This is a genomic window from Microcystis sp. LE19-10.1B (assembly GCF_027530565.1).
Lineage (GTDB): Bacteria > Cyanobacteriota > Cyanobacteriia > Cyanobacteriales > Microcystaceae > Microcystis > Microcystis aeruginosa.
This window is the reverse complement of sequence record NZ_JAPZQM010000146.1, coordinates 1-21248: the sequence shown is the minus strand read 5'-3', so window position 1 is coordinate 21248 and position 21248 is coordinate 1. Positions and strand designations below refer to the sequence as shown.

Genomic DNA, 21248 nt, shown 5'->3' with positions numbered 1-21248 from the left:
ATTGGAGTGATTGGGGGGAAAATTTAGGGATTTTTTCCCTGAAAATTAGGTAATTGACCACCTGAAAATGGGTAAAACCCCACACCCCACACCCCACACCCCACACCCTGCCCCCACGAAAAACTTTTTCAGCAGCCCCTACCTAGAAAAAACTCTTAAGTTATACTAAAATAATTAATACAGACACACATCTTCCCAGATGGTGAAAAGGAATTATTTACCCTTGAAAACCACAGTTAAAGTCAGCACACAAACCCAATTACCCCTACATCTAGTTATCACCCATCCCCAGTATCGTTTTATCGATTTATTCGCGGGAATCGGTGGTTTTAGAATCGCTTTGGAGAAATTGGGAGGACGTTGTTTAGGCTATTCAGAAATCGATAAACAGGCCATCCAAGTTTATCAACAGAATTTTATTAGCTATCTCAACAGCGATGAAATTGCTTTCGGAGATGTGAGTAAAATTAGCAATTTACCCGATAATCTGGATCTTATTGTCGGCGGCGTTCCCTGTCAACCTTGGTCGGTGGCGGGATGTTTACGGGGATTTGAGGATCCCCGGGGAAAACTCTGGTTTGATGTGATTAAATTAGTCCAGAAAAGTCAACCCAAAAGCTTTATTTTCGAGAATGTCAGTGGGTTGGCTAGTCCTCGCAATCGGGAGAATTTACAATTAATTATCGATGAATTAACCAGCTGTGGTTATCAAGTTTACTGGCAGTTATTAAATGCCTACGATTTTGGTTTACCCCAGAATCGCGAGAGAGTTTTTATCGTAGGAATTAGAAAAAATATAGATAACTATGAGCGGTTTAAATTTCCTTTACCTTTGGGTATCCATCCCAAGGTTTTAGATATTTTAGAAGACATCAAAAATATTCAACCCGTCGAGAAAGTTAAGTTATCAGCAGATACTTTATTTAATGGTTTTGTTCCTCCATCGAGAACTCGTTTTCAAAAAGAAGATGAATTAAATGACTTCTTTATTTTTTCTGATTTAAGAAATGGCCACACAACTATTCATTCTTGGGATATTATCAAAACTACGGAACGACAAAAAAGTATCTGTTTAGCTTTGCTGAAATTAAGACGCAGTAAAAAGTATGGCGAAAAAGATGGTCATCCCGTGGCTTTTTCTGCTTTTTTGGAAATTATACCCGACCTAAAAATCGAGGAACTCAATCAGTTAGTTTCTCTCGGTATTTGTTGGCAAACGCAGGAGGGTAAGTATGAATTTATTAACTCGAAAAATATGACAGGAATTAACGGCATTTATCGGATTATTTTACCGACGGCCGATATTATTCCTACCCTAACCGCTACGGGTGCTAAAGATTATATTGCCACTATTTCAATTACCGCTACTCATCCCCAAGAATACAAACAATTGTTTTTAAAGAAAATCTATAAACCCAAAAAGTTTCGAGAAATTACTCCCCAAGATGCGCGTAAATTACAAGTATTCCCCGATAAGTTTATCTATCATCCACAGTCAGCTATCGCTAAAAAACAATTCGGAAATGCTGTTCCTATAACTGTAGTGGAAGCAGTAGCAAGAAATTTACTAGAAATAATTTGACCAAATTATTAGACCGCGGGATACTGACTCATATTAAAATATTTAAAGGCTTAAAAATCCAAGTTTTCGTTGTGGGGACTCCCTCGTCAGAAGTCAGTCATCAATACCAAATTAGGTTATACTTCATCTTTATGAGAAAGTCTGTAAATTATCCTAATTGCTAAGGAGGTTAAAAATTGACACATTTCCTAGTAAAAATCTAACTACTTTAAATTGAAAAAATGATCATGTTTAAACGATACGAAGCTGATGAACAAGTTATATTTCATGGTGATTCTTTGCCGATTTTATCCAGTGAGATTGCCTCTAATTCTGTAGATCTAATTTTTCTCGATCCTCCCTATAATATAGGTAAGCATTTTGCCGATTTTTACGACAAATGGGAATCGGAAAATGATTATATAAATTGGGCAAATCAAATTCTTGATCAGTGTCTTCGTATCTTGAAACCCCAGGGAACATTATATGTTATGGCCAGCACTCAAGCAATGCCTTACTTTGATCTTTACTTAAGACAAAAAATGACGATTCTTAGTCGCATTATCTGGCATTATGATAGTTCAGGAGTACAAGCAACAAAATATTTTGGTTCGATGTATGAACCAATACTTCACTGTGTGAAAGATAAAAATAATTACACTTTTAATTCAAAGGATATTAAGATAGAAGCAAAAACCGGAGCAAAACGAAAACTAATTGATTATAGAAAAGCGATTCCCAGTCAATACAATACAGAGAAAGTACCGGGCAATGTCTGGTATTTCCCTAGGGTAAGATATCGCATGGATGAATACGAAAATCATCCCTCACAAAAACCTGAATCATTGCTAGAAAGAATTATTTTGGCCAGCACTGACAAGAGTGGAATTGTGCTTGATCCCTTTGCAGGAACTTTTACAGCTGCAGCTGTAGCTAAACGTTTGGGAAGAATTTCTATTAGTATAGAATTACAAGAGGAGTATTTAAAAATTGGTCTTCGACGGATTCTCGGATGGCAAGAATACAAGGAAGAAAAGTTACTACCACCTCAAAAAAGCTATAGTAGAAAAAGCGAAAATAAACAAGAATCTAACTTTGTACAGGAGAGTCTTTTCGATGTCGATAGTCAAGCATGAATTCACCAAGATAATTATTAAAATTATCGATAATTACTTTCCCAATCAGGGAAATAGCATTTTAAATGCTAGTGAGTTATTGCAATATTTGAACATTAAAACTAGAGCCGCTAATCGAGGTTCTAAATCCCGAGCAGGATTGGCTAACCATTATGCCATTTATGTTTTAGTGGAAGACTATATTAATAATGAGTTTCATCTTAAGGATGGATACGACGAGTATCAAGGCGCTCAGTATATGACACTTTTTCGCAGGCAAAGGGAGCTTCCTTTTGGCGATAAATTACAAAATCATGCTCTCAATCATCGATTAAATCAGGAATTTAAAAAGTATTTTCCTACTTTATCTTATCTGCCGATAATTAGAGATGTTAAAACCAATAGATACTGGATTAATGAGAATCTAATTAAGTTTTATCTAGAGGGTAATCAAGTTAATATTGCGCCAGTGATTATAGATATAATTGATGCCTATGTGCAAACAAGACAAAAAGCATTTAATCAATTTATCAGCTATTGTCAACAGATGATTGATATTCAACAGCAAGATCCCCAGAAAGCCATTGAATTTATTCGGAGTTTACTCAGACCAAACATTGATGCTAGAGTTTTTGAGATTGTCAGTTATGCAATTCTTAAAGAGTATTATGGGGAACAGAAAATATATTGGGGATGGTCGCCTGAACGCTTAAACTCTGAATACTTACTTTTATATAAAACTGGTCGAACAAATGCCAATGACGGGGGGATAGATTTTGTCATGAAACCCCTAGGTCGATTTTTTCAAGTTACGGAAACGATAGCTGCTGATAAATATTTTTTAGATATTGATAAAGTGCAAAAATATCCCATTACTTTTGTGGTTAAAACCGAGCAGACTTGCGAGGAAATTTTAGAAAAAGTTGCGGAGCAAGCTAAGATAAGATACAAGATCAGGGCAATTGTCGAAAGATATCTAGAATCGGTAGAGGAAGTGATCAATATTCCCGAATTAATCAACCGTTTTGAGCGGGTTTTAGCTCAAGGTAAAGGAGGAGCGGTAATTGCAGAAATGGTTTTACAGAGCCGGATTGAGTTTAACCTAGAATCAGAGCCATAAAGATATCTAACTCCCCAGCTAAACTAGAATAGAAAGATAGGAAAGCGATCAAAATTAGAATGACGACCGAAATTGAAAAAGAACTAGAAACCGGCGAAGCTGTCTTGGAAAAACGGCGAAATTTTGCCATTATCTCCCACCCTGACGCGGGAAAGACCACCCTGACCGAAAAACTGTTACTATACGGGGGTGCAATCCATCAAGCGGGTGCAGTCAAAGCAAGACGCGACCAACGCAAGGCCACCTCCGACTGGATGGAAATGGAAAAACAACGGGGAATTTCGATTACTTCCACGGTTTTACAGTTCGATTATCGTGATTTTCAGATTAATCTCCTCGATACTCCCGGCCACCAAGATTTTAGCGAAGATACCTATCGTACCCTAGCCGCTGCCGATAATGCGGTGATGTTAATCGACGCGGCCAAAGGTTTGGAACCCCAAACGAGAAAACTCTTTGAAGTGTGCAAACTGCGGCAGTTACCCATCTTTACCTTTGTTAACAAAATGGATCGGCCCGGCCGCGAACCTCTGGATTTATTGGACGAAATCGAGCGAGAATTAGGATTACAAACCTATCCCGTCAATTGGCCGATCGGAATTGGCGATCGCTTTCGGGGAGTTTTTGATCGGGCCACCCGAACCATACACCTGTTTGAACGTCGCTCCCACGGCTCTCAGGAGGCGCAGGAAACCGTGATCGAGCTTGGCGACCCCAAAATTGAGGATCATCTCGAAAAAGACCTGTATTACCAGTTAAAAGAGGATATAGAACTACTCTCGGAATTGGGTGCAGAATTGGATTTGCCAGCAGTCCACGCAGGAGAAATGACCCCGATCTTTTTTGGTAGCGCCATGACCAATTTTGGGGTGAAATTATTCCTAGAATCCTTCCTCGACTATGGATTGCCACCCAGAGGACGCAATTCCTCCCTAGGAGTCCTTGATCCCACCTATCCCGATTTCACCGGTTTTGTCTTCAAACTGCAAGCAAACATGGATCCCAAACATCGGGACCGGGTAGCCTTTGTGCGGGTATGTACGGGGAAATTCGAGAAGGATATGGTAGTAAACCACGCTAGAACTGGTAAAACTATCCGTTTATCCCGTCCTCAGAAACTTTTTGCTCAAGATCGCGCAGTTATTGAAGAAGCTTATCCCGGAGATGTGATCGGATTGAATAACCCCGGGGTCTTTGCGATCGGTGATACGATTTATATGGGTAAAAAGCTCGAATACGAAGGGATTCCCTGTTTTTCTCCCGAATTATTCGCCTATCTCAGAAATCCTAACCCTTCCAAGTTCAAACAGTTTCAAAAAGGAGTCTCGGAATTACAGGAAGAAGGGGCCGTACAGATATTATCCTCGATCGATGAATTTAAACGCGACCCAATTTTAGCCGCTGTCGGTCAATTACAGTTTGAAGTGGTGCAATTCCGTCTTTTAAGCGAGTACGGAGTCGAAACTACCCTCGAACCCCTAGCCTATAGTTTAGCCCGTTGGGTAGCCGGGGGTTGGGCCGCTTTAGAAAAAGCAGGTAAACTCTTTAATACTTTAACTGTCAAAGATTATTGGGGTCGTCCCGTCTTATTATTCAAAAATGAGTGGAATTTACAGCAAGTTAAAGAAGATCATCCCTCTTTGCAATTAAACTCGATCGCACCAGTAGGATCGGGAGTACAACCCCAATCCTAACCCTTAGACCTCTTGTAAAAATCAAAAATTGTTGTTAGGGTTAGGAGTCAGTAGCCAGTAGTCAGTCCCGATGAAACAATTTTCACCCCCACAGATGAAAGAGGTTTCCTTCCCTACACCCTACACCCCACACCCCACACCCTGCCACCAGGAAGAACTTTTTGCCGCAAACCCTAATTATGCAAGAGGTCTATTAATCTCACAAGACAATTGCCGAACTGGTCAGGACAAGATGGCGACCCCCCAGACAACTAGACTAAAGTAGAAGTGGTCAGAAAGTCTCGATCTTTCCTAACAATCGGATGTCTCAAAGCACTATCGTTGACGAGTCCCTCACCATTAGAAAAAGTCCTGCTGTCAATTCCCGAATTAATCCCTGTTTAATTCGCTTTTGTTATTTTCTGGGAAATTATCTGGTTTTACCGGCTTTTTTCGGCAAAATAACGGTTACGGGCCAGGAAAATATTCCCCTAACGGGGGGGGTCATCCTTGCACCTACCCATCGGTCCCGTTGGGATGCGCTGATTTTACCCTACGCGGTGGGACGCTTAGTTAGTAGACGCGATTTGCGCTTTATGGTTTCCGCTAACGAGATCAAAGGGGTGCAAGGTTGGTTTATCCGACGTTTGGGGGGTTTTCCCGTCAACACCGATCACCCCGGTATGGGTAGTCTGGTCCATAGCGTCGAACTTTTGGCCGCGGGGGAAATGGTGGCGATTTTTCCGGAAGGGGGTATCTGTCGCGATCGAGTGGTTCATCCTCTTAAACCGGGGGTAGCGCGGATCGCGTTGGAAGTTAAGACCATGAAACCCGATGCAGATATCAAGATTTTGCCGGTAAGCATTAGTTATAATCAGCCTTACCCCGGATGGGGAAGCGAAGCGATAGTAAATATCGGTCAAGAGATTAATGTGCTTGATTATCAACAAAATTCGCTAAAACGGGAAACTGTCCGCTTAACCAAAACCTTGAGCGATCGCTTAAAACTTCTCCACGAGGATCAATCCCCTTAATCAGCTGTTGACTATCTACCCCATGAGTGGGGTTTCAGGGACGGATTCAAATGATTGTTTTAACTATTTTTAAGCAAAAAAGTGGCTTTTCTGGTTTAAATAAATAATATCTTGTTTTTTTCTGCTTCTGGCTCCTGAATACTGCCTCGGAAACCCCTCAGATCGGTGAAGATGTCCGATTGTTGCAGGGGGTCTAATGATAGAATGGGTATCAGCGAAAGTAGTTTGTGAGCGAAGTGATCCGATGCAGTTCCAAATCCAGCCCGACAGTGAAATACCCGCCTCTAAGCAATTATTTGACCAAATTCGCTTCGCTATCGCCTCTCGTCAGTATCCCCCGGGCCATCGTTTACCTAGTACCCGTCAACTAGCTATGATCACGGGATTACACCGTAATACGATAAGTAAAATTTATCAGCAACTGGAAGACGATGGGTTAGTGGAATCCCTAGCAGGTTCGGGGATTTATGTCAAGGCTCGCGGGCATGAAAACGATAATTTATCGGGTTCACCCCTATTGGAACAAAATCCAGAAATAGGCCGACTAATTCGCCAGAGTTTGGCTGGTTTTCTCGCTCAAGGTTTAACTTTAGAGCAAATTCGCGAGTTATTACTGGCGGAAATTGATTGGCGATCGCAGTGTAGTTCTCAAGTTCTTGTCACCATTCCCCGTCACGATTTGGGTGCAGGAGAACTAATGTTGAGAGAATTAGAGCAATCCCTCAAAATTCCCGTCCAATTAGTGGCAATGGAGGATTTAGCCCAAGTTTTAGCCAATACTAAATCTGCCACTGTTGTCACCAGTCGCTATTTTATCAGTGTGGCGGAGGAAATTGCCGCTCCTTTTCAATTACGAGTCATTCCCATCGATATCTACGATTACAGCAAGGAATTGGCATTAATCAAAAAATTACCCACGGATAGCCGCTTGGGGATTGTCAGTATTAGCACCGGTATTATTAAGGTGGCCGAAATTTTAATTCATAGTTTACGGGGCGATGATTTATTAGTTATGTCTGCCCAAATTCATGAAACGGATAAGTTAAAAGTTTTAGCCCGAACTTCCCAGACAATTATCAGTGATCAAGCGAGTTATACTTTAATTAAAAATCTGATTAATGAAGTGCGATCGGATTTAATTCGTCTGCCAGAAATTATCTGTAGTGATAATTATATTGGGGATAAATCAATTCAATTGCTCAGACGAGAATTAGGATTAGGTGGTTAGAGGATAAAAGACACATTTTAACCTCTGAATCTCTCCCAATCCCTTTACTGTTACCTCTTGCCTTATCTCAACAGGCAATTTAAGTAGGGAGGCACAATTATTTGTAGGATGGGTTAGCGGTAGCGTAACCCATGCTGGCGTTGGGTTTCATGCTTCAACCCAACCTACGTTCATCTTATATTTAATTCCACTCACCCACTTAAATGCGCGGGCAGCTGAACTTTAAAATTTAGTTTAATCTATGGTTACTATTGACAATAACTTAGAGCAAATCGAGAATAAAAGCGAAAAAAACTTTTAAGAAGTATTAACTTTTTTAGTACAATGGCGGAAGAATAGGGATAAGCTCAATTTTTCACTCTCGAACGAGGCTAAATGAAAAGTGCTGACTGTTTAACGGTATCCCCCGGGGAACCGCTTACCGATTGGCAAAAACTCGGATTAGATTTGGTGGCTCGTTGGCAGGGACGAGATGTTATCCTAGCGATCGATCTTACCGGCAGTGTTAACTTTAATGATGAAGGACGCACGCGCCTCGGTCAAATTATTCGCGATAGTTTAAAAAATAACGATTCCGTTTATTTAGTCCCCTTTGCTGATAATGTTCAACCGATTACAGAACCGATTTTAATTCGCGGAAGGGAAGATATAGACGCGGTTTTAAAAGCGATTCCCTGGCAATCTAGCCAAAGTGCTAAAAATACCGATATTCAGCGCGCAGAATGGCACGTTTATCCCCGACTGGCACGCTTAAATCAGTGTCGTTTAACTGCCAATCAAGCTATCAAACCCCAGTCGGTAGTTTGGATTACCGATGCACCCCTTTCTACTGCCGCGGGGATTACTTCACAACAGTGGATAGAAACCCCAAAAAATAGCCCTTTTCGTCTTGCTAATTCTCCCGAAAGTTTGGAAAGACAAAACTGGCTTAATTCCCTACCAATTAATCTAAGAACTCAAGAAATTACTGCCACTAACGGCAATAAATATAAACTATCAGTTGTCGATATTGCTCCCACAGCACAAGAGTTTTGCACTCCCGCACCGGGAGGACAAGAAACCTGTTTGATTAATCCTTATCTCTTGAGTCAGTTATGGTTGCCAGCATTGGTAATTACATTAATGGGAATTGGGGGAATAGTAGCGAGTATTTTGGGAATTCGTCACTGGTTGCGGTTAAATACTGCTTGGACTATTAAAGTCTCATCTAATGATGATGACAATGAAACCCAAAAATATATTTTAAAAACATCCGAAAGAATTAACATCGGTGGTGATGAATATCATAAGAATACCATTCCTTGTCATGGGGAAGAAATTCGCTGCTATTTAGAAAGACGCGGCAATCAGTTATATCTAAAACCCACTAAACAAGCAGAGATTTTTTATCGAGGTAATCAACTAACTCAGGAGGTGAAGATAGATAAAAATTACCTGACTTTAACCTATCACCATAACCATCAAGATTTCGACCTACAAATTCAGATTAGCAAAAAATAACTCAGGAGATTTAAACCATGGCTAACACCAGTCAAACCCGCGCTATCAAACGGACAATTATCATCGGATTAGGTGGTACTGGTCGAGATGTGTTAATGAGAATTCGTCGCTTTATTATTGATAAGTATGGGAAGTTATCTAACCTACCCGTTGTCAGTTTTGTTCATATTGACACAGACAAAAACGCTTTCAATGGTTCGGGTTTACCCACAGGAAATAGCTATCACGGAGAAGAAATTCTTTTATCAGCTGCTGAAAGAGTATTCATTAATATGAATGCTCAGGATGTTAACAATCTCACCTATGAACTTGAACACAAAACCCTTTTTGAAAGTCCCTTTTCCCATATTGCAAGCTGGTTAGACCCAAGACTAAAAAAACAAATAACTGCCATTGAAAATGGTGCGGGAGGTATTCGTCCCGTCGGTCGTTTAGCTTTCTTCCATAACTATCAAAAAATTCAAGAGGCAATTGAAGCAGCGGAAAGACGAACTTCTGGTCATGAATCCTTTATGTTTAGCGGTAAAGTTAACGGTCAAAGTTTTAATGTCCAAGAGGGTTTAAATGTCTTTGTTGTCGGTTCTTTGTGTGGGGGAACTGGTAGCGGTATTTTCCTCGATGTGGCCTACACTTTGCGTCATATTTTACAACAAACCACCGAATATACATCCTTTGGTTATTTGGTAATTAGTCCTAAACTTTATGGTGATGGGGCAATTATGAGAGCTAATACCTATGCAGCTTTGAAAGAGTTAGATCATTATACCAATGAAAGTAATTCCTTTCAAGCCTGTTATGATAAACAAAATTTCGTCAACATCGATGAAAAACGTTCTCCTTTTGATTTTGCCTACTTAGTTTCTAATCGCACTGCGGGAGATTACCAGATTAATAACAAAGGTAAATTATGTAATGTCATTGCTTACAAGATTTTCTTGGATTTTGCCGATGAGTTATCTCTCCCCATTAAAAGAAATCGGGATAACCATAAAGACCCGATGATTCGTAAAGATAATCATCCTTTTCAGATGTGTCAAGGTTATATGTCCTTTGGACTCGCGAGGATTTATTTTACTCGCGACCGAATTGTGCAGATTGGTCTTAATCGTTTTAGTCTCAAATTAATTAAATTTTGGTTAGAGGGATACGGTCAAAGTCCCAGTGGACAAGAGTTATTAAGTAAGTTCCTAGCTAATTGGAGTACCCAAAGTAATAAGGATTATTTTACTGCCAGATTGGAAGAAGCAACCCTAGAGAATAATAAAACTTTTTCTAAGACTTTAACCTCTTGGAAAAATTCCCTAGAGGAAGAAATATCCAATAGTCAAGATTTGGAGAATTTACCCCAAACCGTCAAGCAATCCCTAGAAAAAGAGTTTCGCAAAGTACAAGGGGGAGAAACAGATAGCAGTCGCGGAATCTGGTTAACTCTGACCCAACAAACTCAACCTAAATTAATCGAAAAATTTAAGTCAGATATTGACCAATTTTTGGAGATTCTTCTTAATCCTGATAGCTTAGAATTTTCTTTGGAAAATAGCCTATCTTTTTTGGTCGCTTTACAAGTACAGATTAATACCTACAAGGGGAATCTAGAGGAATTATCTCAGGATAATAAAGGGTTTCATTCCTCGGAAAAAATTGATAACATTTGGCGAAATCTCAAACAAACTCTCGAAGATATAAACGGGAAAAAGTCTGTCTTCAAGATGTTCAATAAAAATGCCAATAGTGAGAGAATCAAGGCCGAGTTAAGAGACTACGTTCAAAGCGGACAAAAATTAATTCAGCATAACTTTAATTTCAGCATCAATGGGGAATCCAGAAAGATTGTTGAAGCGATTCTCAAGCATATTTCCAGTCGAATGCTGCAGATACAACAACTGAAAGAAACCCTACATCAGCTAATCGCAGAATACGATAAATACGAACAGGAGTTAATGCAGTTAAATCTCGACGAGATGACTGGGGAAGGTATTTTCCCAGAGGAGAATATTGATAACTGTATCCCTGACAGTAACTCCCGAACTCAATACATTTCCGTTAGCCAAAAAGTCACCAATAATTTAGGCTATAATGCTTCACTATTCAGTTTATTTAGCCAATCTTTTGTTATTGATAATGAAACTCTCAAAGATACCCTAACAGCAACAATCGAGAAACAGTTTCAATCAGTAAGCACTAATAAAATTGATGCAGTAATTAAGCGATTTATGGGTCAATATAGACCACATGATTTTCCTGAACGCTTGGCGCAAATTCTGCGAGAAGCTGATTTAATGTTACCCATAAATGTTAATGATGCTTACTATCGTTTGCATACAGATAAAGCATTGCTAATTGGGACTAAGGATGATAATTCACCCACCATGCAAAGATTTATGAAGACTCTTGAATCTGATTTAAATATTAATCTGGGGACTTCTTTTGAATCAATTCAAACCGACGAAGAAATCCTAATTACCTACGAGTTTGGTGGGTTTTCCCTAAGAATCATTACTGATTTATCTGGGTTACAAAAAATCTATCAAGACCAAAAGAGAATCAGCATTTTACACAATGATTACAGGATAGATTTTGCTGATATTATCCCACCACCTGCCAAATTAATTGAGGAATTAGAGTTTATTTTTTATCCCGCAATTGCTCTCGGTTTACTGGAATACGATGAGGAAGATGATACTTATCAATTAGTCATCGAAGGCGATTTATTTAACAATAAGTCCATTATTGACATTAGCGGTAATTGGCGACTTGCTTTAGAACAATTTGCTTCTCGTAAGGACATGATTAATGCTTTGCAGGTACTGCTTAATCAGGCAAAAAATGAGATTTTGGCTAATCCTCCTCTATTATTTACTAACGAGGGTGATTATTTTCAGAACGTCAGCTATTTTGTCAACAATGTCAAAAATTTACCTGACCATCACCCCAATTCTCGCTACAAGAATAAGGTAGCTGGACAAGATGGAAATGCTCAACAGGAGGCAAAAGAAGGAATTATCACCCGTTTTGTTAATCAACTGAAAATGGAACTAGAAAAACGTGCTGCTGAACAGAAAAAACTCGACAAACAACAGCAAAAGCAACAAACTTTACTGGGAACAAATAATAACAGTAGTCAACCCAGTTTACCCGCAGAGGTTAGCACTGATGATGAATGATAAAATTAATCAATCTTAATGATGTTTCCCCAGCTATCTGAGGAAACATTCACCCCCAACTCTCTCTATCAATCACAATTCGAGGTATCCAATAACTATCATGGCATTACTTAACCTTTTTCCTCCCTATCTGATTGTTTTAACTCTAGTCTTGGTTATTTTTCCCACCGTCTTAGCTGTGGGAATCCGGATTGCTCTCTATAAACATCTCCAAGAGTCAACTGTAAAAGTCAAGCGCTTAATTCGGGGAGAAAGTCGCGGGGTTCAACCTAAAATTATCTCTAATCTAGAGAATAGATTTAAGATAGCCAGTAGTCAACTAGATGATGTTAATACCGCAGCTTTGGTAGATGGTTTATACCATGAAGAACAATTTACTTTCATGTCTAAATCTCTTAGCTGCGAGAAATGGGATTATTTTGTAAGAGTCTTACCCAATCTCCTCCTCGCTTTTGGTTTGTTGGGAACTTTCCTCGGAATTACTCTCAATCTGACGGGAATCAGCACACTTATCGATATCAATAATGTCGATGTGCAAAGTTTAGGAGAAAAGCTCAAAACTCCCCTAGGAAGTATGGGGATTGCTTTTATCACTAGCTTAATTGGTTTAGCTTGTAGTTCTTTACTGACTGTGATTAACTTAATCTTTAATACCAACCTTGCTAAAGTAAATCTAATTAGTTCCCTAGAAGACTATTTAGATAACATCTTGCAGCCGACTGTAGAAGGGAATAGTCGCTTGGATAAAGCGGTTAATCGCATGGTGGATAAACAGCAAGCATTTCTGACTAACTTTCATACTGAGGTGACGAGAGTATTAGAATCTTCTTTAGGAAAAGTTGCTAAAGAAATTGCTGATGGTAATCAGGAAACAGCTAAGTTAGTCACCCAGGTTTGTGAAAGATTAACTGAAACTGCGGGAACTTTATCTACTGGTGCGACGACTTTTCAGCGTTCAGCTTTTGAACTTAACGAGCAAGTACCAATTATCACGCAAGCAAACCGAGAGTTTACAAAATCCTCTCAGGAACTAAAAAATAGTGTACTGCTTTTTAAACAAGCGTCAGAGTTAATTGAAAAAAGTAACTTCTCTGGTAATATCGAAAGGTTTACCGCTAGTTTAGCAGAAACCCAAGGGAGATTTTCTCAATCCACTGCAATACTAGAGCAGAATATCGGGGAGATTATCAGCAGTAATAAAAGAGCTAACGATTTAGCAGAACAAGTGTATTTAAATATCCAAGAATCTTCTCAAAAATTACAAAATAGTGCGCTAGGTTTTCTGGAAGCTTCCGAAAAAATCGAAAGTAGTCAATTTGCTGATAAGTTAGTGCAAGCAACCGCAGATTTAATGACTGCTCATCAACAGTTTGCCGATTCTACTACAGATTTAAACCAATCAACTCAATCTCTAGCTTCTTTAACTCAAGACTTCCAGCTTTCCATGACAACTATGGTTGAGTTAGGAATAAAAATTACTGACTTGAATCAAAAATCTGAGACAATCCTAGAACAAAATCAGCAACGCTCAGTCACCGAACAAGAAAAGTTATCTAACATCCAGGGAGAATTAGTAAAATTAATCGAAACTGTGAAAACCTATCAAGACAGTTTTAACTCCGAGTCGAAACAATTAGGAAACCAATTTATCAATCGTCTCGATGAAAGACTCTCCCAAACCTCCGATAAAATTCTCACTGCTTCCCATGGGATTGAGCGCTCTAGTAATAATCTCGATGTGACTAATGCTAACTTGTCTCGGTTAATTGATACAGTGACAGAGCAAGTTACTCAAGTCTCTGAGAAAATCCTAGAACAAAATCAGCAACGCTCAGTCACCGAACAAGAAAAGTTATCCAACATTCAAGGAGAATTAGTAAAATTAATCGAAACCGTGAAAACCTATCAAGACAGTTTTAACTCCGAGTCGAAACAATTAGGCAATCAACTTATCAATCGTCTTGAGCAAAGACTATCCCAAACCTCCGATAAAATCCTCACTGCTTCCCATGGCATTGAGCGCTCTAGTAATAATCCAGAGGTGACTAATGCTAACTTGTCTCAGTTAATTGGTACAGTGACAGAGCAAGTTACTCAAGTCAAGGAAAGCTTACAGTCTGAGTTAAACCTTTTAAGCAATAACTTAGGGATGGTAGTTGATGATAAATTAACTAAGAACTCAGAACAATTAAAAGCAGTTTCCCAATCTATTGAGAAAACAGCCAATCAATTTGGCAGCCTTAAATCAGATTTTTCTCAAGTAATTAACGCAGTGAACACCAACACCAGTCAATTAACTGCTAACTTAGAATCTTTGCGAGATAAGTTAGAGAAAGTTATCGCTAAGGAAAATAAATCGAATCAAAAAATGATTGAACACATCTATGGAGAAATTCACAAATGTTTAGCAGAACTGGAGAAAATTGGCGAAATGAGTTCTGAATTTTCTAACTTAAAGGATAAGATGAAAGAACTTAAAGAACTTTTTGAGACAATCCCTAATCCTCCTCAAAAAGATGTTCAGGATGACATTGATAAGTTAAATAAGAAGTTGGAAGAACTTAAAAATTTTTTTGAGACAATCCCTAATCTTACTCAAAAAAATGTTCAGTCTGAATTTTCTAACTTAAAGGATGAGATGAAAGAACTTTTTGAGACAATCCCTAATCCTCCTCAAAAAGATGTTCAGGATGACATTTATAAGTTAAATAAGAAGTTGGAAGAACTTAAAAAACTTTTTGAGACAATCCCTAATCCTACTCAAAAAGATGTTCAGTCTGAATTTTCTAGCTTAAAGGATAAGATAGAAAAACTTTTTTAGACAATCCCTAATCCTACTCAAAAAAATGTTCAGGATGACATTAACACCATATTTGATAACTTCACTAACAAATTCTAAGCAATTATGTCTAGACGTACCTACTACCGGGATGAAGATAAATCGGTGGATGTTTATCCCGCATTTACCGATTTAATGTCCAATGCTTTCATGATTCTGAGTTTATTTCTCCTCTTGGCACTTTTTCAGTCTTATAATCTCATCAGCAAACTGGAGGAAGCTAACCGAAAACTGCAAACAGCAACCCCGATAGTTATCGATGAAAAATCAGGAAAATTCAAATTTCAGTCGGGAAGTGCTGAATTAAACCCCGCTTTAAAAACCTATATTCGTCAGCGCATTATTCCCGCTATCGAAACCATTACCAAAGACAGAGAAATCGACTTTATTCAAGTAATTGGACACACCGACGGACAAGGAATACAGAAGACAAGTAATCTCGATAAAAATATCGAATCGGTTGCCAGCAGAAAACAATCTGTTAAAATGCTAGTACCCGGTTCTAACACTGATTTAGGATTAATGCGCGCTTTAGCAGTAGTCCAAGAAATCGAAAACACAGGTAAACTCAAAAACGTCAAATTTCGAGCTTTTTCCGCAGGACAGTTATACCTCCCATCGGGTAAATTAGCCGCGGTTAATCGTGACGCAGATGCAAGCAGACGCAGAATTGAAATCCGTTTTATTCCCCCCGGTAGAAAACAATAAGACAAAAAAATTCTAGAAATTTGTTTTTTTATCTTTTGCTTGTTACACTGAGGAAAGAACGAAATTCAAATCAATATCTATGGAACAAAACACTTTAGAGGGGACTTGGGAAGAAATTTTACAGCATAGTGCTAAATTAGCAGGTCAGCGAGTGAGATTGACCATTCTACCTAATCAATCTTCCAATTCTTCCACTCCAGAAACCCTAGACCAAAAATTAAAAGGAAGAGTTGGACGAGTTTATTTTCAGCCATCAGATTTATCTGAGCGAGTAGAAGAAGTTTTTACAAATATTTTAGATGTTCAAGACTAATCAGCATTACATCAATGACTCTTTGCGACGCTTCTCCACTTATTGCCTTAATTAATGAAGCTGATAAAAATCATCAGCGTTGTGTTGACATTTTATCTTCGCTATCGGCCCCCTTGTCACGACTTGCGCTTGTTTTACCGAAGCAATGTATTTATTGCGTCGATATGGTGGTTGGTTCGCACAACAAGAATTATGGGGTTATGTGGTAGATGAAATACTGGTAATACACCATCATAATTCAGATGAACTAACAAGAATGGAAACCTTAATGATACAATATCAAGATGTTCCTATGGATTTAGCAGATGCTTCTTTAGTAGCCATGGCTGAAGTTCTTAATCAAAAACAAATATTCACTCTCGATAGCGATTTCTATATTTACCGACGGTATGGAAATCAACCTTTTGAGGTTGTACCTTAATTATTTTTCATTCCCTATAGGGTAACATCCTCGTATAAATCCCGAAAAGATGCCGTCAGATTAATACTCTGTAAACTAAAACTTTCTTGCTGATAGGTTTGCAGAATCCATAAACCCTGTTCACCCCGTCGAAAAGTTTCCACTCGTTGGCGTTTACTATTCACTAAGACATATTCCTCTAAACTTTCTAGAGTTTGATAATCATTAAATTTATCCCCCCTGTCAAAAGCTTCTGTAGAATCGGAGAGAACTTCGATAATCAATTTAGGGAAACTTTTATAGGTAGCGGTTTCTCTATCTCTGTCATCGCAGGTGACAATAATATCAGGATAATAAAAGTGATTGCGTTTCTCTAATCTGACTTTCACATCGGCAAAATAAACCCGACAATTGGAACCCCGCAAATGATTACGAATGATAAAAGTGAAATTGAGTCCGATAATATTATGAGTATCCGTCGTCCCTGCCATGGCGTAAATTTGCCCATCGATATATTCATGTTTAATGGGACTTTTTTCTTCAAACTGAAGATATTCTTCTGGAGTGAGATTATTATAGTTAGATAGAGCAATCATGGGTTTAATCGTTGAAGGAGATTTTCTTAAGGACTTTCGGGAGTATCATTAACCGTTTCTAGGGTGACATCCTCGTATAAATCCCGAAAAGATGCCGTCAGATTAATACTCTGCAAACTAAAACTTTCTTGCTGATAGGTTTGCAGAATCCATAAACCCTGTTCACCCCGTCGAAAAGTTTCCACTCGTTGGTGTTTACTATTGACTAAGACATATTCCTCTAAACTTTCTAGAGTTTGATAATCATTAAATTTATCCCCCCTGTCAAAAGCTTCTGTAGAATCGGAGAGAACTTCGATAATCAGTTTAGGAAAACTTTTGTAGGTAGCGGTTTCTCTATCTCTGTCATCGCAGGTGACAATAATATCAGGATAATAAAAGTGATTGCGCTTCTCTAATCTGACTTTCACATCGGCAAAATAAACCCGACAATCGGAACCCCGCAAATGATTACGAATAATTGTGTATATATTCCCCGAAACAATATTATGAGTATCCGTCGTCCCTGCCATGGCGTAAACTTGTCCATCGATATATTCATGTTTAATGGGACTGGTTTCTTCAAACTGAAGATATTCTTCTGGAGTGAGATTATTATAGTTAGATAAAGCAATCATCGTTTTTTCTGCTAGTTACAACTATATTTAAGTACCTAGGCAAAATTAATTATACATCTAAGCTGTCAGCCTTTTCCGTAATCAGTAAGCAGTATTAAGTAACAGTAACATTCCCTGATTACTGTTCACTGTTCACCGATAACCGAAAAGTCTCCCCTCTCCCAGTCTCGACTAGGAAATTAACTTTGCAGGACTAGATACCTGTTCAAATACTGTCTAGGAGAACCAGCAAAAAGAGCCTAGAATGGTTAATCTATATGCTATTACCCTTGTAACTCTCTATAACTACTGTTATGACAACCCTAATTGACTATTCAAATATTCAATCTTTACCCGAAGTTTGGTCAATAGTTGCCCAGCGTTTCCCCGATATTATCGCCCTGCACGATCCCCACAGTAAACCGGAAGTAATTATCACCTATCGGGAACTTTATCAACAAATTCAGCAATTTGCCGCCGCTTTACAAGCATTAGGAGTCACAGAAACCGAAAATGTCGCTTTATTTGCCGATAATAGTCCCCGGTGGTTTATTGCCGACCAAGGTTCCATGGCAGCCGGGGCAGCCAACGCGGTACGATCTGCTCAAGCAGATGCAGAGGAATTAGCCTATATTTTGGCCGATAGTGACAGTCAGACGCTGATTGTCGAAAATAACAAAACTTTAGGGAAATTGCTGGCGAAAATCCCTGAATTGCCCCTAAAATTAATCGTGCTGCTCACCGACGAAGACCCCGCTACTGGGGCGATTTCCGTGCAGACCTTAAATTTCAAGCAACTAATGGCGATCGGGGCTGAGAACACCCTTAAACCCATCACCAAGAGCGAAAATGATCTGGCTACCCTCATCTACACATCGGGAACGACGGGACAACCAAAAGGGGTGATGCTAAGTCACGGTAATCTGCTGCATCAGGTACGCAACTTAAATGCTATCTTTCAACCGGATCCTGGCGATCGAGTTTTAAGTATACTACCTTCATGGCATTCCTACGAGCGCAGTTGTGAGTATTTCAGTCTAGCTCAGGGTTGCACCCAGATTTATACCAGTATTCGCACTTTTAAGTCCGATTTAAAGCAATTTAGTCCGCAATTAATGGTGGGAGTTCCCCGTCTTTGGGAATCTCTTTACGAGGGTATCCAAAAACAATTTAGCGAACAATCGGCCACAAAACAGAAATTAGTGAGATTTTTGCTAGAAAAGTCGGAAAAGTACGTTATTGCTAAACGTATCGCTGATAATCTCAGTCTAGATCATCTTCACGCTTCCGGGATCGAAAGACTGAAAGCAAGAATTCAATCCCTCTTACTCTATCCCCTCCATGCCATCGGTGATAAGCTAGTTTATGGCAAAATTCGCCAAGCAGTGGGAAATAAAGTTAAAATCTTGGTAAGTGGCGGTGGTTCCTTAGCCAGACATCTAGATACTTTCTATGAGATTGCGGGAATCCCGATTTTAGTTGGTTATGGACTGACAGAAACTTCTCCTGTGGCTACCGTCCGTCGTATCGATCATAACCTGCGCGGGTCTGCCGGTCGTCCCGTCTTTCAGACAGAAATCTGTATTGTCGATTTACACAGCAAAGAAGTCTTACCGACAGAAAAACACGGTTTAGTTTTGATTCGTGGTCCGCAGGTGATGCAGGGATACTATAAAAAACCCGAAGCAACCGAAAAAGCGATTTCTCCCGATGGTTGGTTTGATAGCGGTGATATTGGTTGGTTAACCGCTGCCGGGGATTTAGTCTTAACCGGACGGGCCAAAGATACAATTGTTTTGAGCAATGGTGAAAATATCGAACCGCAACCGATTGAAGATGCTTGTTTACGCAGTCCCTTTATCTCCCAAATTATGCTAGTGGGACAGGATCAAAAAGCTTTGGGGGCTTTGATCGTGCCTAATCTTGATATACTGGCCAATTGGGCGCAAGAACAGAAAATATCCTTAAATTTACCCGATCTTCACAGCGATCGCTCAACGATTCTTTCTAGCGATCTCTACAGCAAAAAAGTCTTAGCTCTCTACCAACAAGAATTAAAGCGCGAGGTAAGAAATCGGCCCAGTTATCGTGCCGATGACCAGATTAAAACCTTTGAGTTAATTTTAGAGCCTTTTTCCCAAGAAAACGGCATGATGACCCAAACTTTAAAGATTAAACGACCGGTAGTAACGCAACGCTATCGCGATATGATTAACGAGATGTTTGCCAAGTAAATATTTCCGGCAAATATTCCCTAACCCCTTGACAAAAAGACCTTTTTAGGATAAGCAAATCATGGATGACGCACAAACCAGTTTATTACTGAAGCGCCCGGTGACAATTAAAGTCATCGTGACTCCGCGCTGGAAAGAAGAAGCACAACAGCAATTACAAGCACAAATGGCTCAAATTGACGCACAAATTCAACAATTAGAAACCCAAGGCCAAAGAGCGATCGCAGAAATTCAGCGTCAGAGTCTGATCCCCTTACCCCCCGCGGCTGCCCAACAGATTGACAATATTCAAATCCAAGTCAATCAACAGAAAAGTGAGTTTCTCGAACAAAAAAACCAGTATCTGCAACAATTGCAACAGGTACAACTGTTGGAACTCAATCAAGAAGTCGCCCAAGCACAACTAGAAAGCTTTTTCCGGGTTGAAAAAGGCGATAACTTAGTGGCCAAAATGAATGTGGAACTCGTCCTTAGAGATGGCATAGTCGAAGAAATTCGCGGCGAAATTTAAAGCTAGGGTGAGCAGCTCCCGTCACTGTCAACGTAACGGTTAAAATCGGCAATAGCAAGGGGTATTCTCCCTTGCTAACCCATAAAACCGCCCCTAGCTCACATCACCCCTGACATGACTTGATCAGGCCTGAAAAATATATTAAGATTCTTTATCGATCGCCCGGACACACTCGCCTATATTGTTGTATAACTTCATCGAAAATTTGCGTCTGAAACCCCGCCGTTCTACGACGGCTTTACCGTTAAATATTAGCGCATTTACACGATATATGCTAGAATGCGAGATATGGAAAAAGCCTATTCTTACCGATTTTACCCAACACCAGAACAAGAGTCGCTATTGCGGCGCACTTTGGGCTGTGTAAGATTAGTTTACAACAAAGCTCTCCACGAACGAACACAAGCTTGGTATGAAAGACAAGAAAGAGTAGGCTACGCTCAAGCTTCTTCAATGTTGACCGATTGGAAAAAGCAAGAAGAATTAGACTTTCTCAACGAGGTAAGCTGTGTACCTTTACAACAAGGGTTAAGACATTTACAAACAGCTTTTACTAATTTCTTTGCTGGTCGGACTAAGTATCCTAACTTTAAGAAAAAACATCAAGGAGGAAGTGCTGAATTTACTAAATCTGCTTTTAAGTTCAAAGACAAACA

The 21248-nt window shown here is 39.4% G+C and carries 18 protein-coding genes; 16 read left to right on the top strand and 2 right to left on the bottom strand.

From position 1 onward, the window contains the following. The first annotated feature begins 199 nt into the window (after window positions 1–199). The 13 genes from O9332_RS05195 (at window position 200) to O9332_RS05135 (ending at window position 16676) form a co-directional block, all read left to right on the top strand. On the top strand, window positions 200–1582 hold the full coding sequence (locus tag O9332_RS05195) for a DNA cytosine methyltransferase (RefSeq protein WP_288024049.1): 1383 nt from the start codon (window positions 200–202) through the stop codon (window positions 1580–1582). A gap of 227 nt (window positions 1583–1809) precedes the next feature. Continuing rightward, entirely contained in the window at window positions 1810–2697 is an 888-nt protein-coding gene (gene yhdJ / locus O9332_RS05190; protein WP_147068786.1) for an adenine-specific DNA-methyltransferase, read from the top strand. Continuing rightward, window positions 2678–3796: a hypothetical protein gene (locus O9332_RS05185; RefSeq protein WP_002751176.1), complete on the top strand. Its 1119-nt coding sequence runs from the start codon at window positions 2678–2680 to the stop codon at window positions 3794–3796. Before yhdJ ends, O9332_RS05185 begins: the two co-directional genes overlap by 20 nt. 59 nt (window positions 3797–3855) lie before the next feature. Continuing rightward, window positions 3856–5490: a peptide chain release factor 3 gene (gene prfC, locus O9332_RS05180; protein ID WP_002756594.1), complete on the top strand. Its 1635-nt coding sequence runs from the start codon at window positions 3856–3858 to the stop codon at window positions 5488–5490. 70 nt (window positions 5491–5560) lie between these two features. Next, window positions 5561–5755 carry a hypothetical protein gene (locus O9332_RS05175; RefSeq protein ID WP_196219773.1) on the top strand — a complete coding sequence of 65 codons (195 nt, stop codon included), beginning with the start codon at window positions 5561–5563 and terminating at the stop codon, window positions 5753–5755. A 37-nt stretch (window positions 5756–5792) separates the two neighbouring features. Then, complete coding sequence (locus O9332_RS05170) at window positions 5793–6503, top strand: lysophospholipid acyltransferase family protein (protein WP_002756596.1); 711 nt, start codon at window positions 5793–5795, stop codon at window positions 6501–6503. A 196-nt stretch (window positions 6504–6699) separates the two neighbouring features. Beyond that, window positions 6700–7731 (top strand): GntR family transcriptional regulator, encoded by a 1032-nt coding sequence (locus tag O9332_RS05165; RefSeq protein ID WP_288024043.1) that lies wholly within the window; start codon window positions 6700–6702, stop codon window positions 7729–7731. A gap of 375 nt (window positions 7732–8106) precedes the next feature. Then, window positions 8107–9231 carry a vWA domain-containing protein gene (locus O9332_RS05160; protein WP_288024040.1) on the top strand — a complete coding sequence of 375 codons (1125 nt, stop codon included), beginning with the start codon at window positions 8107–8109 and terminating at the stop codon, window positions 9229–9231. 17 nt (window positions 9232–9248) lie between these two features. Further along, entirely contained in the window at window positions 9249–12395 is a 3147-nt protein-coding gene (locus tag O9332_RS05155) for a tubulin-like doman-containing protein (RefSeq protein WP_002756599.1), read from the top strand. 100 nt (window positions 12396–12495) lie between these two features. Further along, entirely contained in the window at window positions 12496–15216 is a 2721-nt protein-coding gene (locus tag O9332_RS05150) for a hypothetical protein (RefSeq protein ID WP_002756600.1), read from the top strand. An 84-nt stretch (window positions 15217–15300) separates the two neighbouring features. Next, window positions 15301–15942 (top strand): OmpA family protein, encoded by a 642-nt coding sequence (locus O9332_RS05145; RefSeq protein ID WP_002756602.1) that lies wholly within the window; start codon window positions 15301–15303, stop codon window positions 15940–15942. A 79-nt stretch (window positions 15943–16021) separates the two neighbouring features. Then, window positions 16022–16255 (top strand): hypothetical protein, encoded by a 234-nt coding sequence (locus O9332_RS05140; RefSeq protein WP_002756604.1) that lies wholly within the window; start codon window positions 16022–16024, stop codon window positions 16253–16255. Window positions 16256–16523: 268 nt separating this feature from the next. Then, window positions 16524–16676, top strand: coding sequence for a PIN domain-containing protein (locus O9332_RS05135; RefSeq protein WP_288024035.1), 153 nt, complete (start codon window positions 16524–16526; stop codon window positions 16674–16676). Between the two features lie 14 nt (window positions 16677–16690). Here O9332_RS05135 and O9332_RS05130 read toward each other — a convergent pair whose 3' ends face one another. Together O9332_RS05130 and O9332_RS05125 are read right to left on the bottom strand one after the other, a co-directional pair. Then, window positions 16691–17251, bottom strand: coding sequence for a Uma2 family endonuclease (locus O9332_RS05130; protein ID WP_288024033.1), 561 nt, complete (start codon window positions 17249–17251; stop codon window positions 16691–16693). 26 nt (window positions 17252–17277) lie between these two features. Beyond that, on the bottom strand, window positions 17278–17868 hold the full coding sequence (locus O9332_RS05125; RefSeq protein ID WP_002756609.1) for a Uma2 family endonuclease: 591 nt from the start codon (window positions 17866–17868) through the stop codon (window positions 17278–17280). 293 nt (window positions 17869–18161) lie between these two features. On the opposite strand from O9332_RS05125, the gene O9332_RS05120 reads away from it, so the two are divergent. From O9332_RS05120 to O9332_RS05110, 3 genes are all read left to right on the top strand, one after another. Beyond that, the gene (locus O9332_RS05120) at window positions 18162–20081 is read left to right on the top strand and encodes a long-chain fatty acid--CoA ligase (RefSeq protein ID WP_288024029.1); all 1920 of its coding nucleotides are present in this window, start codon (window positions 18162–18164) and stop codon (window positions 20079–20081) included. 61 nt (window positions 20082–20142) lie between these two features. Continuing rightward, window positions 20143–20592 (top strand): YlqD family protein, encoded by a 450-nt coding sequence (locus O9332_RS05115; protein ID WP_002756613.1) that lies wholly within the window; start codon window positions 20143–20145, stop codon window positions 20590–20592. 288 nt (window positions 20593–20880) lie between these two features. Continuing rightward, window positions 20881–21248, top strand: a 368-nt coding sequence (locus O9332_RS05110) for an RNA-guided endonuclease InsQ/TnpB family protein (RefSeq protein ID WP_288024027.1), incomplete at its 3' end; no start/stop codon positions are given.

Coding starts and splice junctions, on each gene's coding strand:
- O9332_RS05195 (WP_288024049.1), top strand. CDS start 200: ATGGTGAAAAGGAATTATTTACCCTTGAAAACCACAGTTAAAGTCAGC.
- yhdJ (WP_147068786.1), top strand. CDS start 1,810: ATGTTTAAACGATACGAAGCTGATGAACAAGTTATATTTCATGGTGAT.
- O9332_RS05185 (WP_002751176.1), top strand. CDS start 2,678: ATGTCGATAGTCAAGCATGAATTCACCAAGATAATTATTAAAATTATC.
- prfC (WP_002756594.1), top strand. CDS start 3,856: ATGACGACCGAAATTGAAAAAGAACTAGAAACCGGCGAAGCTGTCTTG.
- O9332_RS05175 (WP_196219773.1), top strand. CDS start 5,561: ATGAAACAATTTTCACCCCCACAGATGAAAGAGGTTTCCTTCCCTACA.
- O9332_RS05170 (WP_002756596.1), top strand. CDS start 5,793: ATGTCTCAAAGCACTATCGTTGACGAGTCCCTCACCATTAGAAAAAGT.
- O9332_RS05165 (WP_288024043.1), top strand. CDS start 6,700: ATGATAGAATGGGTATCAGCGAAAGTAGTTTGTGAGCGAAGTGATCCG.
- O9332_RS05160 (WP_288024040.1), top strand. CDS start 8,107: ATGAAAAGTGCTGACTGTTTAACGGTATCCCCCGGGGAACCGCTTACC.
- O9332_RS05155 (WP_002756599.1), top strand. CDS start 9,249: ATGGCTAACACCAGTCAAACCCGCGCTATCAAACGGACAATTATCATC.
- O9332_RS05150 (WP_002756600.1), top strand. CDS start 12,496: ATGGCATTACTTAACCTTTTTCCTCCCTATCTGATTGTTTTAACTCTA.
- O9332_RS05145 (WP_002756602.1), top strand. CDS start 15,301: ATGTCTAGACGTACCTACTACCGGGATGAAGATAAATCGGTGGATGTT.
- O9332_RS05140 (WP_002756604.1), top strand. CDS start 16,022: ATGGAACAAAACACTTTAGAGGGGACTTGGGAAGAAATTTTACAGCAT.
- O9332_RS05135 (WP_288024035.1), top strand. CDS start 16,524: ATGATACAATATCAAGATGTTCCTATGGATTTAGCAGATGCTTCTTTA.
- O9332_RS05130 (WP_288024033.1), bottom strand. CDS start 17,251: ATGATTGCTCTATCTAACTATAATAATCTCACTCCAGAAGAATATCTT.
- O9332_RS05125 (WP_002756609.1), bottom strand. CDS start 17,868: ATGATTGCTTTATCTAACTATAATAATCTCACTCCAGAAGAATATCTT.
- O9332_RS05120 (WP_288024029.1), top strand. CDS start 18,162: ATGACAACCCTAATTGACTATTCAAATATTCAATCTTTACCCGAAGTT.
- O9332_RS05115 (WP_002756613.1), top strand. CDS start 20,143: ATGGATGACGCACAAACCAGTTTATTACTGAAGCGCCCGGTGACAATT.